We start from the raw sequence: 2,629 nt of genomic DNA, 5'->3' as shown, positions 1-2,629 counted from the left end.
AGCAACTAATTTAGCAAATAAATCACAGATAGAATATTCCGCAGGAATGTTCGTAAGTCGGCAGTGACCAAGCAATTAATTATACACGGTGTTGTAAAACGTTTTTACTCCTTATCAAATAATTTAGACAATAATGTACCTACAAGTACTGCAATTCCAATTCCGATTATCGCTTCGCCAAGATTGGTAGAATTACCTTTATTAGTTAATTCCTTTTTATTCTTATCGTAATCAGTTTTATTTATATAACCACCTTGAAGTAGTAAATCCAAATATTCATTCTTTTCTTCAATTGTAGCGAGATTGTTATTAATTCTGTATAGTAAAAAGCGAATTCTATTGTCGATATTTATATTATTCTGTATCATTTTTTCTTACCATTTTTATTGAATTCGTCATCAAGTGCTTGCAATGCTTTTTTCTCTAAAATCTCAATAAATTTTTCGTGATGTTGTACCTTGTTTTCTAATTCTTTAACTCTTTCCTCAATTTTATGTTTATGAGTATAGTAAATACCAAGAACTGTTCCAGTTGCAACAATGGTTGATGCTATAATTGTAATTAATGTCCAAGAGGTTTCCATTATTTTTAATTTAGAAAAAGATTTTAATCAATTATATCAAGTGTGTCTTGATGAAATAATTCTTCTTGTCTTTTTCCGTCTAAAAACCATTGACAATCAACATTTCCTGTGAAATTGTCAAATTTGCTTGTTGAAATATTCAAATTCATATGTAATTTAGAAATTGTCATTTCAGGTCCGCCAGATTTTAATTCCACATTATCTCCGATTTTAAATTTTGGTTTGATTTCATTCATATTTTTCAATTTAGTTAGTTTTTTTCTTAAATGTTTTACAACGTCTCGGCTATGGTTAGTACGGGAATTAAAAGTAGTGAACTTTCGATTAAGCACTTAGCCAAAACTTTTTATTTTGTTTTATATTTTTTGTTCTAAATCCAAATCAAAAGATTTGGCGGATTTGGTGAAAAGCACTAAACTTTGGGTTAAGCACCAAAACCCGTATTAATTATAGCCATTGTTATATGCTGGCTTTTTTATTCTCTTAGTGGTTGTGAACATACATATGTCACTGGTTTAGATTTTCTCTTAGGATAGGCTTCTTTCCTTTCCTCAAGTGTTGCATATTCACATATACTTTTTCTGTAGCTCCTATAATCAATAATGTTAAGTATTAAATCACGTAAAATATGGTCTAATTTCTGATAATTGATAAACATTTCTGTCGAATTTTCACCAAATTCACCATTGTGAACAGCAGAATGCCTTTCTTTTGTTACTAGGTTTTCAACATTTTCATTAATGGGTATACATCCAAATTCGAATAGGTCATACATTTTTTGAACAGTACTGTTTTTTCTCCTATTTAATTCTCCAAGCTTTGATTTAAATATTCCAAAAGCATTTTTATTTGTTGAGTTTATGAGTGATTTTTTGGAATCCAAAACTTTAAAAATAGATTCTTTCACTGTGTTTTCCCAAATATCATTATCTATTAGATGCTCATCAAAAACATTAATTGATTTTTGATGATTAGAACAAAATTTTTCTAGTGCATTAATAAGGATTGAATATGCTTGATGTATACCTGAAGTTGAATGGGCAGAATTAATTGAAGCCACAATTGAGGTTAATTCTAACTCTAAATCATTATGATAGAAAGAGTCGAAGCAATTTCTAAAGGTTTGTTGGAAAATCGAAGAGCTATGTGAGTGATGTTCATTAATTGGAACATAATCGCTTGTATTCGTGTTTAAACTTTTGGTGAAGGAATAATTATAAGCTATTTGTGAATCTGAGCCATCAACCTTATAGTAATCTCCTGTTAATTCTCGTCTAACATAGACACTTCCTCCATTTAATAAAGATAAAAAACCTAAAAGTTGTTTTTTGAAAACTTTATAATGTTCAAAAGTCAAACGACCATAACCGCCTGTTCTCGTAAAATCTATCTGAATAGTATCATTTGTTTTAGATTTATTGAAAATTAAATGAAAGTAGTTTTCTCTATAACCTTCAATTTGAATATGTAATGTGCAACTTGTGTGGTCGAAATTGACATTAAATTTATCAACCTCCCCATATTGTCTGTACTTTTTTATATCCGTTCGGTCAGCAAACTTTGTATTGAAACCCTCTATTTCTATAAATAGGATTGCATCTTCAATATTATCAGATTCTTCTTTTGGTAAATCGCTTTCCTTTTCTGTTAGTTTAACATAATTTCTACAAACGAATTTGGCTTTATAGTTTTTGTGTTTGTACAAAGTGAAAGTCAAATCTTTAATTTCTATTTCGAATCCTTTTTCTGTTATTCCATTAAGATTAAATCTACGAGAAAAGTCTTCATCCTCAAAAAATCCTTCTTTCAGGAATGTTTCTAAAAAATAAACTCCATTCTCTTCAAAAACTAAGGCAAAAGGTAATTCACAACTTTTGTTTTCGTTAGTTAAAGTTCCTTTAGTTATGGTATATCTATGATTCAAATTTCAGTTCGGTTTTTAGCTTGCATATAACGTTGTTGTATATGGTTTGTTGCGTATTTCAAGCAACTAATTTAGTGAATAATTACCGACCAAGAAAGTCCGCGAGGACTTTCGCAAGTAGG

The 2,629-nt window shown here is 29.4% G+C and carries 4 protein-coding genes; all 4 read right to left on the bottom strand.

The window, feature by feature from the left end:
* Positions 1-104: 104 nt before the first annotated feature.
* On the bottom strand, positions 105-368 hold the full coding sequence (locus tag H593_RS0115290; protein ID WP_028873225.1) for a hypothetical protein: 264 nt from the start codon (positions 366-368) through the stop codon (positions 105-107).
* Positions 365-583 carry a hypothetical protein gene (locus H593_RS0115285; protein WP_028873224.1) on the bottom strand — a complete coding sequence of 73 codons (219 nt, stop codon included), beginning with the start codon at positions 581-583 and terminating at the stop codon, positions 365-367. Before H593_RS0115285 ends, H593_RS0115290 begins: the two co-directional genes overlap by 4 nt.
* Positions 584-606: 23 nt before the next feature.
* Positions 607-819, bottom strand: a complete 213-nt coding sequence (locus tag H593_RS0115280) for a YodC family protein (RefSeq protein ID WP_028873223.1) — start codon at positions 817-819, stop codon at positions 607-609.
* A 239-nt stretch (positions 820-1,058) separates the two neighbouring features.
* Positions 1,059-2,507, bottom strand: coding sequence for a hypothetical protein (locus H593_RS0115275; protein WP_028873222.1), 1,449 nt, complete (start codon positions 2,505-2,507; stop codon positions 1,059-1,061).
* Positions 2,508-2,629 lie beyond the last annotated feature (122 nt).

Source organism: Psychroserpens burtonensis DSM 12212 (assembly GCF_000425305.1).
Classification (GTDB): domain Bacteria; phylum Bacteroidota; class Bacteroidia; order Flavobacteriales; family Flavobacteriaceae; genus Psychroserpens; species Psychroserpens burtonensis.
Note: the sequence above shows the minus strand (reverse complement) of the source record. Positions and strands in the feature narration are given on the sequence as shown.